This window comes from Roseivirga sp., from assembly GCF_034669765.1.
Lineage (GTDB): Bacteria > Bacteroidota > Bacteroidia > Cytophagales > Cyclobacteriaceae > Roseivirga.
In genome coordinates this window covers 98,091-120,337 of sequence record NZ_JAXMOQ010000008.1, presented here as the reverse complement: position 1 = coordinate 120,337, position 22,247 = coordinate 98,091, and the positions used below count along the sequence as shown (strand labels likewise).

Annotated in this window: 20 protein-coding genes; 5 read left to right on the top strand and 15 right to left on the bottom strand. The window is 40.0% G+C overall.

Features of this window, described 5'->3' with window-relative positions:
- Window positions 1-50 precede the first annotated feature (50 nt).
- The 11 genes from VOI17_RS15735 to VOI17_RS15685 form a co-directional block, all read right to left on the bottom strand.
- Complete coding sequence (locus tag VOI17_RS15735; protein ID WP_323758185.1) at window positions 51-872, bottom strand: AraC family transcriptional regulator; 822 nt, start codon at window positions 870-872, stop codon at window positions 51-53.
- A gap of 6 nt (window positions 873-878) precedes the next feature.
- Window positions 879-1,256 carry a DUF3703 domain-containing protein gene (locus tag VOI17_RS15730; protein ID WP_323758184.1) on the bottom strand — a complete coding sequence of 126 codons (378 nt, stop codon included), beginning with the start codon at window positions 1,254-1,256 and terminating at the stop codon, window positions 879-881.
- Between the two features lie 49 nt (window positions 1,257-1,305).
- On the bottom strand, window positions 1,306-2,031 hold the full coding sequence (locus tag VOI17_RS15725) for a phage Gp37/Gp68 family protein (protein WP_323758183.1): 726 nt from the start codon (window positions 2,029-2,031) through the stop codon (window positions 1,306-1,308).
- Window positions 2,031-2,885 (bottom strand): three-Cys-motif partner protein TcmP, encoded by an 855-nt coding sequence (gene tcmP, locus VOI17_RS15720; RefSeq protein ID WP_323758182.1) that lies wholly within the window; start codon window positions 2,883-2,885, stop codon window positions 2,031-2,033. Before tcmP ends, VOI17_RS15725 begins: the two co-directional genes overlap by 1 nt.
- Window positions 2,886-3,039: 154 nt before the next feature.
- Window positions 3,040-3,858, bottom strand: coding sequence for an agmatinase (gene speB, locus VOI17_RS15715; protein WP_323758181.1), 819 nt, complete (start codon window positions 3,856-3,858; stop codon window positions 3,040-3,042).
- A gap of 100 nt (window positions 3,859-3,958) precedes the next feature.
- Entirely contained in the window at window positions 3,959-5,191 is a 1,233-nt protein-coding gene (locus VOI17_RS15710; protein WP_323758180.1) for a hypothetical protein, read from the bottom strand.
- A gap of 242 nt (window positions 5,192-5,433) precedes the next feature.
- Complete coding sequence (locus tag VOI17_RS15705; protein ID WP_323758179.1) at window positions 5,434-7,101, bottom strand: glutamine--tRNA ligase/YqeY domain fusion protein; 1,668 nt, start codon at window positions 7,099-7,101, stop codon at window positions 5,434-5,436.
- A gap of 851 nt (window positions 7,102-7,952) precedes the next feature.
- Complete coding sequence (locus VOI17_RS15700) at window positions 7,953-8,591, bottom strand: carbonic anhydrase (protein WP_323758178.1); 639 nt, start codon at window positions 8,589-8,591, stop codon at window positions 7,953-7,955.
- 71 nt (window positions 8,592-8,662) lie between these two features.
- Window positions 8,663-9,415, bottom strand: a complete 753-nt coding sequence (locus VOI17_RS15695; protein WP_323758177.1) for a response regulator transcription factor — start codon at window positions 9,413-9,415, stop codon at window positions 8,663-8,665.
- A complete protein-coding gene (locus tag VOI17_RS15690) occupies window positions 9,412-10,446 on the bottom strand; it encodes a sensor histidine kinase (RefSeq protein ID WP_323758176.1) in 1,035 nt (344 codons plus the stop codon). Before VOI17_RS15690 ends, VOI17_RS15695 begins: the two co-directional genes overlap by 4 nt.
- A 60-nt stretch (window positions 10,447-10,506) precedes the next feature.
- Window positions 10,507-10,908 carry a hypothetical protein gene (locus VOI17_RS15685; protein ID WP_323758175.1) on the bottom strand — a complete coding sequence of 134 codons (402 nt, stop codon included), beginning with the start codon at window positions 10,906-10,908 and terminating at the stop codon, window positions 10,507-10,509.
- A gap of 192 nt (window positions 10,909-11,100) precedes the next feature.
- Here VOI17_RS15685 and VOI17_RS15680 point away from each other — a divergent pair, with 192 nt between their 5' ends.
- On the top strand, window positions 11,101-11,622 hold the full coding sequence (locus VOI17_RS15680; RefSeq protein ID WP_323758174.1) for a DUF6155 family protein: 522 nt from the start codon (window positions 11,101-11,103) through the stop codon (window positions 11,620-11,622).
- Here VOI17_RS15680 and VOI17_RS15675 read toward each other — a convergent pair.
- The 4 genes from VOI17_RS15675 to VOI17_RS15660 form a co-directional block, all read right to left on the bottom strand.
- The gene (locus VOI17_RS15675) at window positions 11,619-12,125 is read right to left on the bottom strand and encodes a hypothetical protein (protein WP_323758173.1); all 507 of its coding nucleotides are present in this window, start codon (window positions 12,123-12,125) and stop codon (window positions 11,619-11,621) included. The two genes, VOI17_RS15680 and VOI17_RS15675, sit on opposite strands and share 4 nt — an antisense overlap.
- 184 nt (window positions 12,126-12,309) lie before the next feature.
- The gene (locus VOI17_RS15670; RefSeq protein ID WP_323758172.1) at window positions 12,310-13,911 is read right to left on the bottom strand and encodes an amidohydrolase; all 1,602 of its coding nucleotides are present in this window, start codon (window positions 13,909-13,911) and stop codon (window positions 12,310-12,312) included.
- A 145-nt stretch (window positions 13,912-14,056) separates the two neighbouring features.
- Entirely contained in the window at window positions 14,057-14,524 is a 468-nt protein-coding gene (locus VOI17_RS15665) for a RidA family protein (RefSeq protein ID WP_323758171.1), read from the bottom strand.
- Window positions 14,521-15,351 (bottom strand): alpha/beta hydrolase, encoded by an 831-nt coding sequence (locus VOI17_RS15660; RefSeq protein WP_323758170.1) that lies wholly within the window; start codon window positions 15,349-15,351, stop codon window positions 14,521-14,523. The genes VOI17_RS15665 and VOI17_RS15660 overlap by 4 nt, the downstream gene beginning before the upstream one ends.
- A 208-nt stretch (window positions 15,352-15,559) precedes the next feature.
- On the opposite strand from VOI17_RS15660, the gene VOI17_RS15655 reads away from it, so the two are divergent.
- Genes VOI17_RS15655 through VOI17_RS15640 form a run of 4 tightly spaced genes read left to right on the top strand, consistent with a single transcriptional unit; the run spans window position 15,560 to window position 22,158 of the window.
- Window positions 15,560-16,186 (top strand): TetR/AcrR family transcriptional regulator, encoded by a 627-nt coding sequence (locus VOI17_RS15655; protein ID WP_323758169.1) that lies wholly within the window; start codon window positions 15,560-15,562, stop codon window positions 16,184-16,186.
- A complete protein-coding gene (locus tag VOI17_RS15650; protein ID WP_323758168.1) occupies window positions 16,170-17,525 on the top strand; it encodes a TolC family protein in 1,356 nt (451 codons plus the stop codon). Before VOI17_RS15655 ends, VOI17_RS15650 begins: the two co-directional genes overlap by 17 nt.
- Before the next feature lie 22 nt (window positions 17,526-17,547).
- A complete protein-coding gene (locus tag VOI17_RS15645; protein WP_323758167.1) occupies window positions 17,548-18,690 on the top strand; it encodes an efflux RND transporter periplasmic adaptor subunit in 1,143 nt (380 codons plus the stop codon).
- Between the two features lie 24 nt (window positions 18,691-18,714).
- The gene (locus tag VOI17_RS15640; RefSeq protein ID WP_323758166.1) at window positions 18,715-22,158 is read left to right on the top strand and encodes an efflux RND transporter permease subunit; all 3,444 of its coding nucleotides are present in this window, start codon (window positions 18,715-18,717) and stop codon (window positions 22,156-22,158) included.
- Window positions 22,159-22,247 lie beyond the last annotated feature (89 nt).

The window sequence follows — 22,247 nt, the reverse complement described above, 5'->3', positions numbered from 1 at the left end:
ATATACAAGGTATGATTAATAAAATGGTCTATTTGAAAAGGGTGTGGTCTTTAAAGCAATTCCTTACGGAAAGCATTGGGCGTTATTTCAGTATGCCTTTTAAAGTATTTGGTGAAGTGTGAATTGTCTTTGAAATCGAGTTTGTGTGAAATTTCATTTACGGTAAGGTCCGTATAGAGTAATAGGCGTTTGGCCTCGCTAATAATGTGTTCCGAAATAATTTCAGTAGCCGATTGATTGGCTTCTTTCCTGCAAATGGCGTTCAGGTTCTGAGGTGTGGTATACAAGAGTTTTGCATAATGCGCCACCTTATTCGTTAACTGATTTTCTTGGTTGAGCAACTCTTTAAAATGTTGGAAGTCGTTGATCTTATTGCTTTCACTGGCTTTTTCTGCTTTGGCTGACAATAGCAGTTTACCCAAAATGGCTTTGAGCAATCCGTCCACTACGGGTTTTTGGCTGTAGCCGTTTTCATGGTATTCCTGATTGAGAATTTCGAAGAGCGGCTCCAACGATTGAGCATTGGGATAAAGGCAAGGATAGGCGCTCAATTTGGCCAACAGCTGTTTGATGTCCTTGTCCAAGCAGTCATCGATGTACTGTTTTTTGATGATCAGCACATAACCTGAGGGTTCCGTTTCAATATTCCAAAAGTGAATTTGCTCTTTGCGCACCGTAAAAACAATGGGCGGAACAATGTCGAATTTTTGCGTGTCCGTAGTGTGCGTACCTGAACCTTCTGTAAGGAAGATAATCTCGAAATAACTGTTGTGTTTGTGTGGGGTGGTTTTGCGTGTGTTCTTCCTAAAAGGAGAAATCTTAATGCTGTCGATGGGCGCAGTCTTGTCCTTTATTTCGAGTTGTGTAGTCATTGCTGTTTATGCCGTTTCAATGCCAGCCTTCACAAAAATAGCTTGAATGTCCTTTTCTATGGGGAAGGGTTTCATGGGCGGTACATTAGCTCCACCGGGATTGCCCACAGGTACTTTACCCACAAATGACTTTATGCCTCCCACCAACAAACGAGGAATTTGCCCAATCACTTCTTTTCCACTTTTAATCCGAAACCCAAACTGAAGCATTTTCCAATGCACGAAAGTATGCGCAAAAGGATAGCGCTGCCCAATAATATGCGCCCGTTCCAAATGCACCCAAGCCTTGGCCAAATCATTAGCTTTATAGGCAATAGCATAGTCCTCTAATTCGGCTTGGAAATAGGGAGTAAGGGATTTTGGGAGGGTGGTGTGGAGGTTCATTGGAAGGAGTTACTATCTTAGTCTATGCTTATTGAGATCATAGAACGTCTTAAACACTCTGCTGTAAATCAATTTCAGGCATCTCATCATAAGTACGGCCGTTTAACACCCGTCCACTTTTCTTCTTGTTTTTACCTCCCCATTGTTTGAAAAAGAATGCCACATCTTTAGTCTCACATTGCTTTTGGATGTTTAAGACCCATTGTGGGTTCATCTCCCTTGGATTATGACCACTTTCACCGCCTACAATTACCCAATCAATTTTATCCAAGTTCATTTCAGGCAAAGGCCCTATTAATGGCTCCAGAGATAGAAATTTCACCCTTGAATTAGTGCTTCTGAGAAAATCGATTCGCCCTAAGACCTTATCATCCTCAACTGATACACCCATCCATATATTGTGTGACCACTTAAGGTCTTGATGAATTTGTGAAAGGCGTTCGGCTCTTTTGGTTAAAACTTGAAAGACATGCTGAGGATTGTCATTCATTACTTTAAAAACCTTTTTAATAAATTCGATAGGGACTTCCTCATGAAACAAATCACTCATAGAGTTTACAAAAACAACCTTCGATTTTCTCCATGTGTAGGGTGTTGTTAAAGAGTCTTCATGAGTTCGGACTTTAAATTCATCTTTATACTTTTCAAGCCCCATAGATTTTAGCCTTTTAGACATTATTTCAGCATAGCAAAATTTGCAGCCCTGAGATACTTTCGTACACCCAGTGGTTGGATTCCATGTCATTTCAGTCCATTCAATACTTGATTGAGCCATTATCCTTTAGAGTTATATTTTTTGATTATCTCGTTTGCGATTTTAACAGCATTCTTATTATTCGTCACCATGTAAAAATGGAACATAGTCGAGTTTGATTTGTTTTTTAGCACATACGGTTTGGACACGAAATCAAAAAGACTGTTCAATCTAGCTTGGTAGAGTTCTGCAGATTTTTTGATTGCATCTTTCTCCTTAATCATAACTGATTCTTCCCCGAATAAAGTCAAAACCTTTTGTTCATTGTAAAAGTAAGAAACTATTTCGCTCTCCTTCATCCCTAAGAATGTTTCTAACTTTTGAATCCAAGCCTTTGAAATTCTTCCATCATTTTGCAGCAATCTGTTGACCCCCATTCCTGTTGGCACTAATATCCACGCATCAACTTTTGACTCTTTTAACGATACTAATGCATCCCACTTTAGCTGCATTCCGCAAGGGTCAATATATGCTAAGACTTTATAATTTTTCCCTCGTGCCGTTTTTAGGAAATGTCCCAATGAGACGATCTTTGTATTACAGTCTTCAGTGATAATTTGAATAGTTTTATCTGTAATACCTGCTGTTAGCTCTTTAAGTCCTAAAGCATTATTTTGTTCCTTTTCTACGAAATAGTAATTATCAAAAGATCGTGGCTCGGCAATTTCGAGAATCCTCTTTGCAGCACCAATAATGATTTTCTCATTTTCCTTATTCCCCTTTTTAATATAACCACTTCCCGCGAAACCGTCAAAGTAAATGAGCTTCCAATTATATCGGTCAGCAAATTTATTCATAATCTGTAAGTAAGCTCTTGCGTACTCAACGAGAATTTCAATTTTCGCTTCTGTCCAATTGCCACCGAAATGATTCATTATTGATAACGGGTTTAGTTGTAGTTAATTTACATCCATTAAAGGTGCTTAAATGTGTTATATATTACAACTATTCATTTATTATATCATGTAGTGAGCCGTGGATTAACTATTTGAGATATAGATCCAACAGATTCTTATTGAAGAATTACCTTCAGTTTAACAATTTGGTTAAAATCTCCTTCACCACCTTAGCCGCTACCATGGCGGTAGCGCCATTGAGGTCTCGGTTGGGGTTGTATTCTACTACATCGCAGCCCACAATATCGAGGTTGAGGTTTTGAATCATGGTCAGTACTTCGCGGGTAGAAAAGCCTCCCGGTTCGTGATGCGATACCCCGGGCGCAAAAGCAGGATCGAGCACATCCATATCAAAGGAAAGGTAAACGGGCCCTTCCATCTCAAACTTCATATCGGCTTTCCAATCCTTCATCTGGATCATATGCACATTGAACCTCTCTGCTTGGGCCTTTTGATGTGTGTTTAAAGTACGAATACCCACTTGGGTCAGGTGCTGGGCAAAACCGCCTTCCATAATTCTAGCAAAAGGGCAAGCGTGTGAATATCGGTTGCCGTCCAGTTCGTCATATAAATCGGCATGGGCATCGAAATGAAGAATGCTGAGTTTGGGATGCTTCTTGGCCAAGGCTTTCACCACGGGAAAAGTGACAGAGTGATCGCCACCCAAAGAAAAGGGGAGGGCGCCTTGTGCGAGTACTTCATCAATGCGCTGCTCAATGTCTGTGTATTGGCTCAGTTCAGCATTGCCGCACCAAGCCAGTTTTGGATGCTCGTTAAGGTCGGTCAGGTTTTCGGTAAAGTAATTGGCCGAATCGGATTCTAAAGCCTGAATGATTAGCTCAGGCGCTTTGGCCGGGCCTTGCAAAAAGGATGAGTTTTGATCAAAAGGCAAACCGATCAAAGCGATATCGTTTGGTGTTAATTCAAAAATATTCTTACGAAACAAGGCCATGATGTTGATGTTTGGTTGATTGCAGTAAATTCTTGAAAGAAAGTTCAATTACCATATTTAATGGCGGTTAACATAACTAACAAAATGCTGAATTTCAAAATTATAAACCAATCGTTACAGTGAAGTTTAAGTCGGTATAATTTTTAAATTTCTCTAAGTATAAGCCTAAGGAAAGGCTCTGAACAAAGGCTGAACTCGGGTAAATCGATTTGGTTCCACCAACTTTGAAGTCGACCCTATCTTGAAATAGTGAAGAGATTCCTGAAATGTTGATTTTAGCCTGATCCATCCATTTAGATACATAAAGTATAGCGCCTGTTTCTCTTTCTATATCCTTCAGATTGTCTATTCCTAGTGCGATATTTAAGTTTTTTTTGAGTGCAAAGCCGTAATAAACTTTTTGGCTCACAAATTGATTTTCAGTATCAACAAAGGATAGGTTTCTCTTTCTGAAATTGTAGGAAATAAAATCTCTAAGTCCATTATCCTTTTTCATGAGCACTTTATTTGTACTCACTTGTGCAGAAAAGTCATAGTCTCCATGTTTATTCAGTTGGTGTTGTATGCCAAATCCTAAATTAGGGTGCCAATTACCTATTCTTGATAAATAAATATTGGCGGAGTAACCCAATGGAAGTCTTGTCGACCCATGATACCCTAGTCCAAAAGTGTTGGAGATGTAACACATAACTGTACTTCCGCTTGTCATATAGCAACCTTTTTGAGGTATCGTTTTTATGAACTCATTATAGCTATCTTTTAAATTGAGCACATCGTCTAGCGTTTGAATGAAATCTATTAGTTTCAATGCTTCTGCTAATGAGTCCTGAGCTGTAGGGGTCCAATAAGTTTTGTAAGAGTAGTTGCCCGGGTCGGCATGTTCAATAATGTAGGTGGTTCCATCAAATCCTTGTGACCAACCTTCAATTTCATCGTCAGAGGGTAGCGCAAGGATATTCGAATTTTGAATGGCTGTAAAAAGCTGATTGGCAAACTCTTGGGGAAGGGTGGTTTTTTGGAATAAGGTTTTCTTGTTTTCTTCCTGATTTTTGGAAAGCTGAAAAATGTAGTTGGTGATGCTTGCTGTAATTTCTTTTCCGTTTTTGATGATTTCGATCACTTGACTGTGATTCCAAAACCTAAAACTAAATTCATGATTTGAGGTTGGGAAATGCGACAAATCAAATTTATCAACCAAAGGTCGATTCAGTTCCTGCCAAAATATAGTGTCACCACTAATAGCTTTACTCTGTGATTTCAAAGAGGTTAAGCAAATGATCATTCCAGCTAGAATGTAGAGGCATCTCCATGTTTTATTTTTGTAGATAATCATTAGAACATATTATACCGAAATATGGAGCGACTCAGTTTGGAGTTTAGAAAACACTTTGTGTAGCGCTTCTAAAACACCTGACGGAATCTACGCCCTTATTTTTTCATGAAGTTACTCCTTATGACCAATTAGACTTTAATCAAAAAAGAAACCCCGACCATTCTGGGTTAGGGTTCAATTTTTTATCTCAAATGACAATCTAAAGTCTAAAGTCTAAAGTCTAATTTCTATTATCTAACAGTCTATTTAGCCCAATTATCCCTCAGCGTAATCGTTCTGTTAAACACCTTCTTCTCTGGAGTGGAATCTCTGTCTACCACAAAGTAACCTTGTCTTTCGAACTGGAAAATATCGCCTGCCTGTGCGTCTTTAATCGAAGGCTCTAGCATGGCATTTTCAACTACGGTCAGCGAATCAGGATTGATGTGATTCAAGAAATCATCGTCAATGCTGTTCAGGTTTTCGGTACTGAAAAGTCTATCGTATAAACGCAAGGTCGCTGGTACAGCATGAGGCACTGAAACCCAGCCCAAAGTTCCTTTTACCTTCTTGCCGCTGGTATCGTTACCGCTGCGGGTTTCGGGATCGTAAGTACAATGGATTTCCGTAATGTTACCATCGGCATCTTTCTCTAAGCCTGTGCATTTTACAATGTAACCGTACTTCAAACGCACTTCTCTGTCGGGACCTAAGCCAAAGAATTTCTTAGGCGAAGGCGGTTCCTCCATAAAGTCTTTACTTTCAATATAAACTTCGCGCGTAAATGGCATTTCACGTGTTCCAGCAGTTTCATCCTCAGGGTTATTGATGGCTTGCATCATTTCCGTTTTGTCTGCTGGCCAGTTGGTAATCACCATTTTTAGCGGCTTCTGAATTCCGAAAACACGGTTGGCTTTTTTGTTCAAATCCTCACGAATGCTATGTTCCAAAAGCGCGACATCGGTAATGCCATCTCTTCGGGCTACGCCCACTTTTTTCACGAAATTTTTGATTGAATCAGGCGTATAACCTCTTCTTCTAAAACCAGAAATGGTCGGCATTCTCGGGTCATCCCATGAAGTAACATGGCCTTCTTCCACCAATTGTAAAAGCTTACGCTTGCTTACGATGGTGTAGCTTAAGTTCAACCTTGCAAACTCAGTTTGGTTAGAAGGGAAAATTTCTAATTCATTGATGAACCAATCGTACAGCGCTTTGTGATCTCTGAACTCTAGGGTACAAAGACTGTATGTAACATGCTCAATTGAATCAGATTGGCCGTGAGCGAAATCATAATTCGGGTAAATGCACCAAGTGTCACCAGTGTTGTGGTGGGTCACTTTTTTGATTCTATAAATAATAGGGTCACGCATGTGCATGTTGGGCGAATCCATATCGATTTTAGCACGAAGCACATGGCTTCCCGCATCGAATTCGCCATTTTTCATTCGTTCGAACAAATCAAGATTTTCTTCTACCGAACGATCGCGGAATGGGCTTTTTATGCCCGGGATAGTCGGGTTGGTTTTACCAGCCGAAATTTCTTCAGCCGACTGATCGTCTATATAGGCTTTGCCTTTCTTAATCAGCTTGACAGCATACTCATACAGTGTATCGAAGTAATTCGAAGTATAGCGCGCCTCGTCCGACCAGGTATAGCCTAGCCATTTGATGTCTTCTTTAATCGAGTTGACGTATTCTTCACTTTCCTTTTCAGGGTTGGTGTCGTCAAACCGGAGGTTACAGCTGCCATTGTATTTTTCGGCAAGGCCAAAATTCAATACAATCGACTTGGCGTGACCAATGTGGAGGTAACCGTTGGGTTCAGGAGGGAAACGCGTCTGGACGAATGAGTTTTTTCCTGATTTCAAATCATTCTCAATCATTTGCTCAATAAAGTTGAGCGACTCTTTTGGGTCCTTTTCACTCATTTTTCCTGTATTCAAAAGTTTAAAGTGCAAGTTTAGTAAAAAGCATTCAGAAGGGATTGAAAAATCCGCTTATCCTTTCTTAAAAACCCTCCAAAAGTTCTCATTCATTTTTCAGGTGAATTCAATAACTCCTGATACCACAGAAACCTCAACTTTTGGAGGGTTCTCTTATTCAGTGTGAGTTTCTGACTTACAGTTACTTGGCTTGAAAATCGTGGATAACTAGGTGTATAACCCTGTGGATAGTTGGGTGGGAAAGTTGTTGAAAACTAACTAGTTACAAAGTTTGAGCGTAAAGTTAAGGAGAGTATCTTAGTTATATCAAGTGAGGGATAAAAGTCAGAAACTCGTTTTCAGTCTCTCTTCGGGAGAAGCCCGGAAAAATGTATGCGAAAGGATTATTCTTGAAAAAGATGATCTGAAACAGTCAGCTTAACTGATGGAAAATGCGTGAGCATAAACCAAAGTCCGATTCAGAAGCGAGCGCATTTGGGTGTGTGAGCAGAAATTGGAAAAGGTACAGGGTTCACCCTTATCTTTTCGGCTTGGTTCTTTCTTAGACTGAACCTTATAAAAAGACTGCAAAGCTGCGTTAAACTGTCTTAGCACTATGTGCGGGCAACGGACGAAGCTGAAGAAGACAGCGTTTTTTGTTTATAGCTTGGGCCAATAAATGAAGAGCAAAGACTTGAACAGTAACTTGATGTTGTGAAAAGGCCACGGCTTTTTCATGGCAAGTGGGGGCGAATCTTCGTCCCCCGCTTTTGTTTTTTGGGGGTATTTGTAAAAATACAGATCAAGACCGCTGCCAGGCGGTCTTTTTCGTTAGGGGAAGGCTAAAACTATTGGAGTTATTCTTGGGTATATCCGTAAATTGAATTGACAGCTTCGGCTGAGTTGAAGGAGCATTCCAAGTCTTTGATATTGCCATCTTTTAAGCTGTAGACCCAGCTGTGGATAAATGGAAATTCACCTTGCCGCCATTCTTCTTGTACAAAGGATATTTTGGCCAAATTTTTCGCCTGTTCAATGACGTTCAGTTCTACAAAGCGATCTAGTCGATCCTCTTCATCTACGAGGCCATTCAGTTCTTTGCTGTGATTTTTATAAACGTCCTTCAAGTTCAGTAACCAGTTGTCTAAAAAGCCAAAACTTTCATTGGACATGGCGGCTTTTACACCTCCGCAACCATAATGGCCACAAACGATGATGTGTTTTACCTTCAGTACTTTGACCGCATAATAGACCACGCTAAGCAAATTGAGGTCGGTATTAACGACTACGTTGGCAATGTTTCTACCTACGAAAATTGAACCCGGAGAAGTATTGGTAATTTCAGTGGCGGGCACTCGGCTATCGGAACAACCAATCCAAAGAAATTCTGGCTTTTGCTGATGCGATAACTTTGAGAAGAAGTCAGGATCAACTTTGGTAATGTTCTGGATGAACTGCTTGTTTCCTTCGAGTAATGCTTTGTGTTGATCAGCCATAGCCTAAAGATATAGTATTTTGAAATTGAATGGATGAAAATTTTAATAGACAAAAATAGGGTACAGGCGGCTTACATTCCCGCCCAAATCTTAAAATTTAGCACCCTTTCACGGCTAACAATCACTTCTTCTTTAAAAGTAGGAGAAAGTGTAAGCAGCAATCGGCTATTGAAATAGCTGTGGATTTCCTTGATGCTGGAGATTTTGATGATGAATTGGCGGTTGATTCTGAAGAAGAGCTTCGGGTCTAACTCGTCTTTCAGTTGATCTAAAGTATAGTCAATGGGCAAGGCACTTTCTTCGGTTTGAAGGTAGGTGAGGCCATCGGAGTAGAAGAAGTATTTGATGTCGTTTGTAGCAATGCTTTTGAACTGAGGGCCAATTTTTACCAAAAACCTTTCACGAATGCCAGCAGGGAATTGAGACTTTAGGTTGTCAATGTTCTCTTGGTATTGCGTGGTTTCCGTTGCCTTGATGTTTGCCAATTTTTCGAATGTGCTTTTCAGTTCACTGGCATCAATCGGTTTCAATAAATAATCAATACTGTTGTGCTTAAAAGCGTCCAGCGCATACTGCTCATAGGCGGTAGTGAAGATGATTTTTGGGTAGTCGCTCAATGCTTTGAGAATATCGAAACCGCTGCCGTCATTCAGTTGAATGTCCAGAAAAATAAGGTCGGGCTTAGGGTTTTCTTTGAACCAAACCAGCGATTCACTGACAGATTCTAGTTTGGCTAAAATCTGTGCATTTGGAATGATTTCAGTAATCATTTTCGCTAAGCGCTTGGCGGAAAGTTCTTCGTCTTCAATAATGACCAGTTTCATAGTTCGGCTTTAAATTGAGACACCAAGGGAAGCTTCACCGTAAAGCTATCTGCGTTTTCTTGAATGATAATGCTTTTGCTCAGCAAAAGTTCGTAGCGCTTATTAATGTTTTCCAAACCCAAATGTGTGGTCTTTTCTAAGTTAGGGCGTCTGTTCAGGTTGTTACTCACCACTAAATAATCCTTTCCTTCTGTGAAGATGTTGATAGTCAATGGGTTTTCTTTCGAAAAGTAATTATGCTTTAACGCATTCTCCACCAACATTTGAAGTGAGAGAATTGGAATTTGAGCAGTTCCTGCTTCTAAATCATAATTGACGATAATGCTTTGGCCGTGCCTTGTTTTCAAAACGAATACGTAGTGTTCTAAATATTCCAGTTCGGTACTGAGCAACACCAGTTGCGAGGTGTTTTCCATGAGGTACCTGTAAATTTTAGAAAGCCTGGATACAAAATCCACCGCCAATTTTGGGTCCTCCTCAATTACTGCTGTCAAAACGCTGAAGCTGTTGAATAAGAAATGTGGCTCTATCTGGTCTTTCAGACTTTCATATTTAGATAGCGCAAGTTCTTTTTGAATAATGTCTTTTTCATGTTCCGAGCGTTTGGTGTATTCTACATAAATCATAAATGATTTTGCAGAAATGATTAACCAAGAAAGCACCAAGCCTTGCGCAATGGTGGTGGCCAATGAAATTTCGACAGTACAAGTGGTGCAAGGAAAAGCGGGAATAAGAATTTCGGTATGGAAGGCTGCAGCGCCAATAACAAATGGGGCCGTAACAATACAGTTTCCAATATAAAACTTTGCAAGTGTACGATAGGAAGTGAGGCTACACTTGTAGTGCTTAATTAGGTACTTTCCCGTATACCCAATAATCTCAAAAACAATAAGTACCGTAAGCACGGTACTCGCCATAGATACAAAGGTGGATGTGCCCCATTCAGAAAGTTTGTAGGAGGTAATTTTGAAGAACATAAAGACCAAAAGCCCAATTGCAATTCTTAATCCATATACCTTTCCTTTAGACATGGCTCAATATAAGAAAAGCCCTTAAGTGTAAACTAAAGGGCTTCGATGAAATCAGATTTTTTAGTCGTTTTGAACGACTTTAATTTTAATGGTTGATCCTGTTATGGCGCTTCTTCCTTTGCCCGGCACTTTCAAGATGCAAAGATAATCGCCTACAGGAGTCGATGCGTCTACTTTTACTTTCATGTCGTATGTCAAAGGATCTTCTACTTCGGTTTTTTTCTCGAAGGTAAAGTGGATGCCTTCCTTGCCTGAAGCTTTTGGCTCTTCTACAACGAGATTGTATTTCTTCGCTTTTACTACCCACATTTGAAGATCGATTTCTTCACCTTGGGCTACAGTTACGGTGTAATCTTTCAAACGAATTTCGTTTCCAGATCTTGGCTTTTCAAGGTTTTGGGCGTTTAAATTCCCTAAACCTACAAAAAGGAGTATGACGAATAGTGGTATAATTCTTTTCATGATGGTGGATATTTTGTTTTACATATTTACTCATTAAGAAAAAAAATGAAACACCGCTTTTGGTGGGTTGTCGAAGAATTAGGCTGAACTGTTGAAGGAGATAGTTAAGCCGTTGGCTGGAGCATGATTTATTGATTTGCTTTTTGAATAATTGATACCTTAGCAAAATCTAAGAAACCGATCAAAGTATAAATGAGTAAACGCGCACTTGTTAAGTATTTGCAGACTTTAAAGAAGGATGAACTTGAAACACAGGTGTTGGAGCTTTATGATAAGTTTCTGCCCATTCGTAGCTACTATAGCTTTGTGTTCAATCCCAAAGAAGACAAGCTGATCGATGAGGCAAAAAAGAAGGTGCTCAAAGAGTATTTTCCTCAAACGAAACGAAAGCCCAAAGCCCGGAGGTCGGTAGCGCAAAAAGCGATAAAGCATTTTTCAACACTCGAATTAGATCCTTCGCTGTTGGCGGATTTTATGCTCTTTAATATTGAAACCACAATGCGTTTTAATGCCAGAAAGGAAGTACGGCAAGAAGCTTTTTTCAAGAGTGTTTACAACTCGTTTGTGGAGACTTCTGAATTTGTAATACGGAATGGCTTGAGAGGAATTTACTGGGATCGGTTGAATAAAATACTAGATGAAGCCGAAGCACAGAATTGGTTCAACGCTTCGGCTTTTGAAATTAAACTGGGCGAACTGGCTGACATAACTTAGCTTGAACTTGGGGTTCCGCACCATCCAACTGGCACTCTCTCAAAAGAAATTTCAGTAACGCAGTTTTCATTTGGAGCACATGGCTGAAAAGTGAAAGTGAGTTCCTGATTATTATTACCGAAAGAGATAGTGACCAACTCTTCACTGGTTTGTCCGTTCAAGGTTAAGTCGGTTGGGTTAGGGTATTGTACCTGACTGTCATCATGTTCATAGATTTCCTGAAAGAAAAGGCTTAGCTCATTGTCCTCCAAAGTGAATACACCTGTCGCGTAGTATCTATAGTCAACTATTTCGTTGGTGGATGGGCTGGTAATAACCCGGGCAGACCAGAATGTTCCATCGGATAGAAATGCATAAACGAAAGCACTATTGCCGTCAGTATTTGCCCATCTGGCTAACAGTAAGTTTTCAATGGTGTTGTCAGTCTTTGTATCTTCTAAGTCACAAGAGCTGAGAGCGCATAAGAGAACCAAGCCTAGCAGTTTGATTATTGAGAATTTCATAAGGAAGAACTTTTGGTTTGCCTAGCTCATTGGACACAGCCTTACAATTATTGGTTGTAACCGCACTCAGCTTTTTAGTGCTGAGTTTACCCATTAAGGGTTTCCAGACCAAAGGAGGCCTTGAAATGATTCATTCAAGGCCTCTAATAGCTGATTGATTTTATTTTTATTCACTCGTTTTTCCTTAATTCCCCTTCTTAATTGTTGGATAAGTAACTCCCAATTGCTCTAAGTAACTGCCGTATTTTGTTTCGTCATAGTAGAATTTCTCTAGCTGCGGACGGAATTCATCCATTATTTTCTTGTTCAGGTAAATAGGAGGGGCATCGCTGGCCGAGATCATTGGTTTGTACTGTGTTTCCTTGCTCTGCACATTGTTAAAGTAATCCCAAGCTTGGGTCACCAATTCGGGTTTTAAGAGAAAGTCCATAATGGTCATGGCCTCGGCTTTGGCACCAGCAGTAGCGCCTTTGTGGGCAATAGGAGTGGCCATAGCAATGGCATTGCTCCAGTGGTGACCTTGCAAACCTGGAATGTTGGAAGGAAAACGCATGGTGACTGTGGGTACTTTCCAAGATACATCACCAATATCATCAGAACCGCCACTTACGGGTCTTGTTACTGGCATTCCCAAGTCAGAAAGCTCGGTGCTTAAACCTCTAGGGCTAGAGCCTACTTCTGTTTGAGTAGCCTTGGCCAATTCCTGATCTTCTTCGCTCCAGGTGGGTAAACCTACTTGCTTGATGTTCTCATACATGGTTTCGGCTATCGTTTTGTTGAAGTGTCGCGGCCATGCAGTACCTAATATTTTTGAGCTCATTTCAGTGTCTGTCATTAAAGCCGCTCCTTTGGCAATGTTGTTGGCATCGGCATACATTTCCATAATACCTTCATAGGTTACATCGCGGAAATAATACCATATCGAAGCTTTTGAAGGCACCACATTGGGCTGGTCGCCACCATCTGTGATGATGGAGTGGGAACGTTTTAGAGTCGTCAAATGCTCGCGCTTGTAATTCCAGCCCACGCTCATTAATTCTACTGCATCCAAAGCACTTCTTCCACGCCAAGGAGAACCCGCAGAGTGCGCAGCTTCACCCTCAAAAGTATATTCAACAGAAATAAGCCCTGTACCCGAAGCTTGGCCATAAGAGACGGAAAGGTTGCTGCTTACGTGGGTGAAGATTGAAATATCTACATTATCAAAAAGACCATCGCGGGTGTACCAAGCTTTAGCGGCTACCAATTCTTCGGCAATGCCAGGCCACAAAATGAGTGTGCCTTGAATGCCTTCACGCTCCATGATTTGTTTTACCGCAAGAGCGGCTGTAATATTCAATGGAATCCCAGCATTATGGCCTTCACCATGACCGGGGGCTCCTTCTACCATAGGTTTGTGGTAGGCTACTCCTGGGTACTGAGATGCTTTTGGAATATTATCGACATCGCTGCCTAGGGCAATTGTGGGGCCATCACCTTGTTTCCAAGTGGCAAACCAAGCGGTAGGGATGCCAGAAACACCTTCAACTATATCGAAGCCATTGGCTCTTAAAATTCCTGTGAGGTATTTAGAAGATTCATATTCTTGAAATCCAAGCTCGGCAAAGCTGAAGATCTTATCGATCATCACCTGCGTTTGCTTGTGGTTGTCTTCCACAATTTGAGCAACTTCAGTTTTGAGTTTGGTGATCTGTTTCTCGGAGTATTTCTTTTGCGCAAAGGTGAAACTGTTCGTAAAAAGTAGCGCAATACACAGGAGGGATTTACTATTGAATGGTCTTTTCATGGTTGATTATTTTGGAAGTTGTTGGTTTTCAGTCCTTCCAAAATAATCAATTTCATTAAGAGTTAGAACAAAGTATTATTTGAGTTGTCAATCAGTCGTAATATCGGGGCGTAATTATTACGTGACCACTATTCTAGATGCCCGATTATTTTCTTTTGAGCGCGATACACTCAATTTCAAGTCTTGCGCCCAATGCTAAGCCACTGGTTCCAAAAGCACTTCTGGCTGGTTTGTTTTCTGCAGTAAAATATTTGATGTATTCTTTGTTGAACTCTCCCCATTCGTCAATATCGGCCATCATTACGGTAACCTTGATTACGTTATCAAGAGATGAACCATTGGCTTCTAAAACAGCTTTCATATTTTCTATAGCTTGTTTTGCCTCTGCTTGTAAGCCACCTGGAGCCAATTCTAAACTGCCGGGAAGGTTACCAATCTGCCCAGATAAGTAGATAATGTCATTCACAATTACCGCATCAGAAAAAGGTAGGCCTAGCGTTTTCATTTCTTCTGACTGATAATGCTCGAGCTTTTTCTCTTCTAAAGTGGTTTCTGTAGAAACACTACAGCTGGCTAAAAATAAGGTTAGAAATAGTAGTATGTAGTTTTTCATATGGGTTGGTTAAGGTTTTTTTTGGTTTTAAGGTGTTTGGCCACTGAATTCAATAGATTACTATGACCGCTCTCTAGTATTACCAACTCACTTTTAGGAAGAAGCTGATATAAAGGCTGAATCTCTTTGGTATTAATTACTTTATCGTGCTTACCTAAATAGAAAGTAACTGGTGTATTTCTTTCATTGATTTGGTTAGCGAGATCTTTTAAGCTGGGTAAAAAGTGCCTTAGGTTAACCCAAGAGTGATATACTTGAGATCGCTTAAACTCGGTATCCATTTGGCTTTCGGCAAACCTCAAGCTGTAATTGTTCATGATTTTCAAAGTACGCAATGTCTTTACCAAGGCTTTGAAGAGCCAAGGGTTTTCAATTTGAGTTTTGAACAGTTTTCTAAAAAGGAAGGGGTATGTAGAAAAACGATAGGAAAAATGGGTGGTGATGCCATCAGGTGCAATCAAGTGGAGGTGCTTGATTCGGTCAGGAAAAAGTTCAGCCGTAATCATGGCGTATTTTCCACCCATGGAATATCCCATGACTTCAAACTGGGATATTTCCTCGCTGGCTAAAAATTTCTCCATTAACGCCAACCAGTCTTTGGGTCTTATTGTATGTTCATTTTTAGAAAATTGACTCGTGCCATGATAGGGTAAATCGAAACTATAAATGGTATGTGTCTCTTTTATGGCTTTCCAAACGATCTTAAACGAGGAATGGTCGAGACCGAAGCCGTGAAAACAAAGCATTACATGCTCTCCACCATTCCAAATGGTATAATTTAAAGAGCAATGATTAATTGTAATATTTCTATGTGTTTCGTTTAACATCAATTCCTGTTGAATGTCTTTTGTAAAAATGTAGAATCAAAATTGTAACACAAGAACTTCGGGAGAATAATCTTTGGTTGATAGATGTGTAAGTGCTTGCATTTTTTGTGGGATTTGAAAATATGTAAAACAAAAGGTTAAAAATAAACGTCTGAATGCCGAAGGAAACTTTGGAAAACATTTAAGTTTCCGTAGTTTTGCGACCGAAATGGATGTTAGAGAGAATATTTTAGAGAAGGCAACGGAGCTGTATACCCAGTTTGGTATAAGGTCTGTGACAATGGATGACATCGCCAAGGAGTTGGGTATTTCTAAGAAAACAATTTACCAATACTACAAGGATAAAAGTGAGTTGGTGAGTACAATCACCAAGTTTCACCTTGATACTGAAACACAGCGGTTCTGCGGTTTAACAGAAGAAGGTAAGAATGGAGTACACGAACTCGTGTTGCTTTCAGTTTGCCTTCGAGATTCAATTAGAGATACCAAAATGAATCTCCTTTATGAACTTCAGAAATTCTATCCCAAGGCATGGAAGATGTATGAAGAGTTCAAAGGTAATGTGATGAAGGAATCTATTAGGAATGTAATAGAACGTGGAAAAAAGGAAGGTCTTTTCAGGCCCAGTATAGATGCCGAGTTGATTGCCATTATGAGGATAGAACAGGTTCAGACATTTCTTCTTGGCAATTTGATTCCACGCAACCAATACACATTAGAACAAATACAAATGCAATTATTCGATCATTTTATGCATGGTCTTTTTACCATAGAAGGTCACCAACTTTTTAATCAATACACAACAAACTCAAAAAACAATGAAGAGCAGAATTAACAAATACACGCTTATGCTCGCGCTTTTGCTGCCAGCCATTGCGGTAAAAGCTCAAACGGAATATTCTCTGAATAAGGCATTGGAATATGCTTTAATCAACAATGAGAATGTGAAGAATGCGCAACTTTCTACACTTGATGCAGAAGCACAGGTGTTCGAAACACGGGCTGATGGTTTACCACAGATTACTGCGGGCTTTAACTATACAAACAACATGTTTATCGCCAAAAGCCCAATCCCAACCTCGTTTATTACAGGCAATCCAAATGATGAAGGGGTAACCTTGGTAGGTTTTGGTGCTCAACACATCGGTAATCTTAATGTTGGCTTGGAACAAATGCTTTGGGACGGGTCATTCTTTATTGGCTTACAGGCTGCTAAAGTGCTCAGAGAAAAGGTGATAATAGATAAAGCCAAGGCTCAAATTGATGTTATCGAGCAGGTGACTAAAGCCTATTATTTGGTTTTAGTGAACCAAACACGTATTGATTTGATCAATGCCAACCTATTGACTTTGAACACGACTTTAGATGAAACCAGAACATTGTATGAAAATGGTTTTGCAGAAAGAATTGATGTGAGCAGACTTCAGGTACAAACCAATAACCTATTGGCAGAAAGAAGTGGTGTGGAACAAGCCGTAAAAACCAGCAAGGATCTACTCAAGTTAAGCATGGGCATGCCAGTTACAGAAGAGGTGACACTCACTGATGAACTCGAAGCTCTTGATTTTCAATATGATCTTTCAGAATTGGAAGACTTTAGCTTGGGCAACAGGCTAGAAGTACAGCAACTCAACTATTTGAAAGAATTGGCTGGCCTTCAAATTAAGAACACTACTTCTCAGTACATTCCTAAAGTGACTTTTAATGCAGGTTGGGGTAGAAATACAGGATCCAACGATTTTAGTGATTTAACCAACGGTAAAAATTGGTACTCTAACTCAAGAATTGGTCTGAATGTTAGTATTCCAATCTTTGATGGTTTAAGAAAGAAGTACACTATTCAGCGTAATAAAATTCAGCTAGAAACACTCAACAATCAATACAGTATACTGACCAATAGTTTAACTCAAGAATTTGAGAATGCTAAAAGAAATCTAGAGGTAAGCCTTGAACAATTGGAAGTACAAGAATCGAATATGGAATTGGCGCAAGAAGTAAGCGGTATTACAAAAGAGAAGTATAAAGAAGGGGTTGGTTCTAATCTAGAAGTTACCAATGCCGAAAAGGATTATAAAGAAGCAGAAACCAACTATTTGAATGCCTTATATAATGCCATTATAGCAAAAGTGGATTTAGATAAAGCACTCGGAAAACTACGAAACAATGACAACTAATAACTCAAAATATATCAATCACATGAAAGCTAAATCAATCGCCACAATTTTTCTTGCTGTGCTCACGGTAGCAGCATGTGGGCCTAAATCTGAAAGTGAAGGTCTTGACGCAAAGAAACAAGAACTCACGGAAGCGAGAGTTCAACTTCAAGAAATCAGAAGTAAAATCGAAACCATTGAGGCTGAAATAGCCGAAGCGGACCCTACTTTTTTCAACGGTTCAGGAGCGGCAACTTTGGTGACCACAGTAACCACTGAAAAGAAAAAGTTCGATCATAAAATCGAGGTAAGAGGAACTGTAATGTCTCGCACCAACGTGTATGTGAGTGCGGAGAGCATGGGCCTTTTGACATCTTTAAAAGTGATCGAAGGCCAATCGGTAAAGAAAGGTCAGTTGTTGGCTACTATCGACTCTGAGCAGTTGGAAAGAACTGTTGATGAAGTGAAAAATCAATTGCAGTATGCTACCACTATCTTCGAAAAAAGAGAAAGACTTTGGAAGAAGAATATTGGTACTGAGGTAGATTACCTTACTGCCAAAAACAATAAAGAGTCGCTTGAGAAGCAACTTTCAACTTTAAGTACCCAGTTGAGCAAAACGAATATCGTGGCTCCTTTTTCTGGAAGTATCGAAGAGGTGCCGGTAAAAGCAGGAGAAGTGGTGCAGCCGGGTTCGCCAATTGTATTTTTGGTGAGCAATAGCGATATGTACATTAATGCAGAGGTTTCTGAAGCCTACTTAGGGAAAGTAAAGGTGGGTGATTCGGTAGATATTCAAGTGCCTTCAATGGATGAGAATTTTACCTCAAAAGTTGTAAGCATTGGTAATGTCATTAATCCTGCCAGTAGAACTTTCACCATTGAAGTGAAATTGCCAAGCGCAGCTTCTGACGCAAAGGTGAACATTGTGAGTATTCTGGGTTTGACTGACTATACGAACGATGAAGCCATTACAATTCCTTCAAGAATTATTCAAGAAGACCTCGAAGGTAACTTCGTGTATGTGTTGGATGCATCGAAGAAAGCGAATAAGGTACATGTGAAATTGGGTCTTTCTCATGATCACGAAACAGAAGTGCTTTCGGGCCTTAAGGGTGGAGAAGTGATTGTTGATAAAGGCAATCGTACGATTGCAGATGGTACGACTGTAAAAGTGCAGAATTAATCTTAACCTCTGAATTAGAGCATTATGGCTGAAAATAATCAACAAAATGTGATTGATAAGGAGTTTGGATTAACCTCCCTGTCGATTCGAAATAAAATTACAGTATACGTACTTACGCTCATTATTGTAGCAGCTGGTGTGTATTCTTATATCACTTTACCGAAGGAGAGTTTTCCAGAAGTGGAACAACCAACAGTATATGTGAGTACAGCACACCCAGGTAACTCGCCTGAAGATATCGAGAGTTTGATTACTCGTGAGTTAGAAAAGGAAATCAACACCATTGAAGGTGTAGATAATATCCAATCTACTTCGGTACAAGATTTCTCTGCCATTGTGGTAGAGTTTCAAGTAGGAGTGGATGTAGACAAAGCCTTGAACGATGTAAAAGATGCTGTGGATAGGGCTAAATCAGAATTGCCTACAGACCTCAAGTCTGACCCTAGTGTAATCAAGTTTAGCTTTTCAGAGAACTTCCCAATTCTTAACCTTAACCTTACCGATCCTTCAAAATCTATAGACGAGTTGAATGATATTGCAGAATATCTTGAAGATGAGATTGAGAAGTTCAAGGAAATTTCTAAGGTAAATATTGTTGGGGTTGATGAGAAAGAAGTAGAAGTAAAAGTAGATCCTTTCAAGCTTGAAGCTAGAAAAGTGACTTTCACGGATATTGAAAATGCAATTTCAGCTGAAAACCTTACTCTTTCGGGCGGTAACGTGGTTGCTGATGGTTTAAGAAGAAATGTAAGGGTGATTGGTGAATTTGATGATCCAGCGCAAATCGAAGGAATTATCATTAGTACTGAAGACGGAAACATCGTTTACTTAAAGGATGTAGCAACGGTTACTTTTGGCTATAAAGATAAGATGAACTATGCGCGTTTGGACTTAGATCCGGTGGTGAAGTTGGATGTTATGAAACGAAGTGGTGAAAACCTTTTGATTGCAACAGACAAAATCACAAAGCTGATTGATGAAAGCTACGCAAGTGGTCAAATTCCAGAATCTACAAAAGTAACCACCACTAACGATCAGTCGAAGGACACAAGAGAACAAGTAAGCAGTTTGGGGAACAACATCATCTTTGGGGTAATTCTAGTAGTTACTGTATTGATGTTCTTTTTAGGAACCCGTAACTCACTTTTCGTGGGTATGGCCATTCCATTGTCTATGTTTATGGCTTTGATGATTCTGGGTTTATTGGGGATATCCATTAACACCATGACGCTTTTCGGTCTTATCATGGCCCTGGGGATGTTGGTGGATAATGGAATTGTGGTGGTTGAAAACGTGTATCGTTTAATGGAAGAAGGTTTGAGTCCAATGGCCGCCACTCGTAAGGGGGTAGGTGAAGTGGCTCTGCCAATTATATCTTCTACTGCTACTACTTTGGCTGCCTTTATGCCTCTGGCTTTCTGGCCCGGCATTATTGGTGAGTTCATGCTTTATTTACCAGTGACCTTAATTATAACCTTAGGTTCATCTCTGTTTGTTGCTTTGGTAATCAACCCTGTATTCATCTCATCTTTTATGAATTTAGATGGGAAGAAAGTATATAACCATAAAAAGATCATTATTAGATCTACAATCTCTATTGTGGCAGGGCTTGTTGTTGCTTTTGTTGCTGGAATTCCTGCATTGGGTAATCTTTTGATCTTAATCGGGGCGCTTACGCTGATGAATATTTACGTCTTAGGGCCATTGTCGAAAAGATTCCAATCGGGTTTTTTACCTGCGTTAGAAGGGCGTTATGAAAGAGTGTTAAAGAGTGCTGTGAAGAACCCAGGTCTTTACTTGGGTGGGGCATTTGTGGCGCTATTTATTTCTTTGAGTGTTTTTGCGGCTTTCCAACCTAAGGTATTGTTCTTCCCTGAAAACGAGCCTAAATACGTGAACGTATTTGTTGAATTTCCTGTGGGAACCGACATTGAAGTCACCAATGACTTTTCCAAGACTATTGAAGCACAGGTGCTTGAAATCATCAAGCCTTATGAAGCGGTAGTAGAATCAGTTTCTACGAATGTAAGCCAGGGTGCAGCCGATCCAAACGACCCAACTGCGGTAGGTCAATCGGAAGAGCCACACAAGGCACGTATCACGGTTAACTTTATTGAAAGTAAACTGCGTGGAGACATCAATACTCAAGATGTAATGAATGCTTTACGTGCTCAAATCAAGCCAGAGCCAGGTGTTACTTTAACCATTGATAAAGATGCTGCTGGTCCGCCAACAGGTAAGGCCATTAACCTAGAAATTATAGGTGAAGACCTAGAGACTTTGATCCATGTGAGTGAAGACATTCAACAGAAAATTGATGAGTCTGGAATTCGTGGAATTGAAGAGTTGAAGAGCTCTTTAGAATTGGGTAAACCTGAGTTGGTTGTGGATATCGATCGTGACAATGCCAGACGTTTTGGCTTGTCTACCTATGCAATTGCCAATGAAATTAGAACGGCTCTTTTTGGTAAGGAAGTTTCTAAATACAAAGAAGGTGAAGATGATTACGAAATCAATGTCCGGTTGAACCAAGACTATCGTTACGATATCGATGCCTTGTTGAACAAGAACATTACTTTCAGAAATCAGAACTCAGGTAAACTGGTGCAAGTGCCTATTTCTTCTGTTGCGCATGTGCGTTACGGTTCTACTTATGGTTCAATCAAAAGAAAAGATTTGGATAGGGTGGTGACTTTAAGTTCTAACGTTTTAGCGGGTGCAAACGCTACTGAAATTGTAGATCAACTCAAGGTGTTAATGGCTGATTACGACATGCCTACTGGCTATAACTTCGCCTTTACAGGAGAACAAGAAGAGCAGGCAGAAAACATGGCTTTCTTAGCCAAAGCATTGCTTATCGCAGTGTTCACCATCTTCTTGATCATCGTATCTCAGTTCAATAAAATTACCGCACCATTTATTATTATGGTGTCTGTGTTCTTGAGTACCATTGGTGTGTTCTTGGGCTTGGTAATTTTTAATATGGAATTCGTGGTCATCATGACCATGGTGGGGATTATTGCCCTGGCTGGTATTGTTGTAAACAACGCCATTGTACTTATTGACTACATTGAACTGACCAGAAAGAGGAGAAGAAGAGAATTGGGCTTAGGTGAAGATGATCGTTTACCAATGGAAGAAGTGGTGAACTCAATTATTATTGCAGGTAAAACGAGACTTCGTCCTGTAATTTTAACAGCCATTACTACCATTCTTGGTTTGGTGCCTTTGGCAGTTGGTTTGAACATTGACTTCATTGGTTGGTTTACCAGTTACAATGCAGACTTCTACGTAGGAGGTGATAACGTAGTGTTCTGGGGGCCAATGTCTTGGACGATTATTTTCGGACTTACTTTCGCCACTTTCTTAACACTGATTATTGTTCCTACCATGTATTTATTGGCTGATAAATTGATGTATAGAATAGCAGGGAAGAAGGAAGATAGAAAGGCGAGCGCTTTGAGTTAAAACATAAACAAATACCAAGTTTTGGCGTGATGTTTGTTTAAAATACTATGTGGTGATTTAGGTGTCTGTTTCTCAGACACCATCATAGT